Origin of the sequence: Formosimonas limnophila, from assembly GCF_014652675.1 — a bacterium.
GTDB classification, from domain to species: Bacteria; Pseudomonadota; Gammaproteobacteria; order Burkholderiales; family Burkholderiaceae; genus Hydromonas; species Hydromonas limnophila.
Window position 1 is genome coordinate 1 of sequence record NZ_BMZG01000034.1, and the last position, 1,505, is coordinate 1,505.

The following is a 1,505-nucleotide window of genomic DNA, read 5'->3' on the forward strand; positions in this document are numbered from 1 at the left end:
TTGTGAATTGTGTTCGGGTCGGTTTGTAACGCTTTGAGCATGAAATCAGAGGATAGCCACTGACGGTAATCCGCAAACCGTGGGTCTGTCTCGATCAAATAACCCGCCGCGTTCGGATTGACCGTGAATAGGCTGCTGTTGGGCATGTTGGTATTGACCGCACCCGTTTTAATCAACGTCGGATCAGTCGTATTGACCGCGTAGACGGTGGCCGATGCGTTGGCACTGCTGCTGCCTGCGGCAGTATCAGCAAAGATATTTGCCTTTTGAGCGTCAACATTCACATTGCTCTCAACAACACCCTGCTTGACTTCGCCAGAGGCAAGAATGATGTATGTCGGTGGCGTCGTGGGACTGTAAGCAACTATAGAGGCAGTTGCACGAGCACGCTTGTTTTTACCCCCTGAACTCCATTTATTAATGTATGTGTCGGTCGTTGTGCCACTGGTCGTGACAGTCGCTTGCCCAAAGGCATCAATATTATCTATCGCGGTCGTCAGATCAGCTTGGCCACCAACCGTACCGCCAAGCGTGCCGCCTGCAATGATTTGACTCTTGTCATTACGCAAATACCCAACATCAAACGTCATGTTGCCACCAGCCACGATTCGCGCAGGGTCTGACTGTATGACAGTATCTTGTTTGTAAGTCTTGGTATAGTCATAAATAAAGTAATGGCTAAAAGATTGCTCACCGACTCGATAACCAGTTGGCGTGCTCCAGCAGCCTGCAATGCCATAAGCACAATCACCCAACATAGTAATCTCGCTTTGATCATAACGCTCACCCAAGTGGTCGTTACCGTAAATAGGGTCATTTACGCCAACTTCGTACTCAAGGTGCTGACTGGTACCAGTTACCTTCACTTCAGTTAGGAAGTATTTATTGGTATTAATAATCTTATCAGCAGCCAATTGCATGTTACCCATGCTTTCAATGGTTGACGATTCGTTATTAATAAGGCTTGCACGGCCCGTAGCATTGCCATTAGTGTCTAGGGATCCGCCAATGAACATGGTGTTGCCACTAAGAATACTGCTTTGTTGACCAACTTAACCACCACTCAAGTTATTAATGGTTTGCGCACCAATGTCTAGCCTTTCCCGTGCAGCGATAGTGCCCGTAGTCGTCTTGCCATTGACGTTTTCACCTTGGTTATTAACCGTGCTTGCACCAACACTCAAATGAGTGCCATAAATCCGCCCAGTGCCAAGATTGGTCACAGTATTGCCTGTAATCACCGTCTTGTTACCATCCATCAAACCGCGATTGGTCACAGCATCATTCGCTTTGATTTGGGTTGTGCCACCGCTGATTTCTGCACCTGCCACGTTGGTGATGTTCTGCGCGTTGATGCTGTTGGTCGCACCCGAAAGGATTTTAGCGTTGTTGGTGACATTGCCGCTGCTTCTCAACGTGAGGTTTTTAGCGGCTTGTACCGTGGCGTTGTTGGTGAAGTCATCGGTCAGAGTGATGCTCATATCGCCGTTTGAGAGGACTTTGCC

2 protein-coding genes are annotated in these 1,505 nt (G+C 48.3%); both read right to left on the bottom strand.

The features are described from left to right. On the bottom strand, window positions 1-929 hold a 929-nt coding region (locus IE082_RS11010), incomplete at its 3' end, for a hypothetical protein (RefSeq protein WP_229809836.1). A 123-nt stretch (window positions 930-1,052) separates the two neighbouring features. Beyond that, on the bottom strand, window positions 1,053-1,505 hold a 453-nt coding region (locus IE082_RS11015), incomplete at its 5' end, for a hypothetical protein (RefSeq protein WP_189493957.1).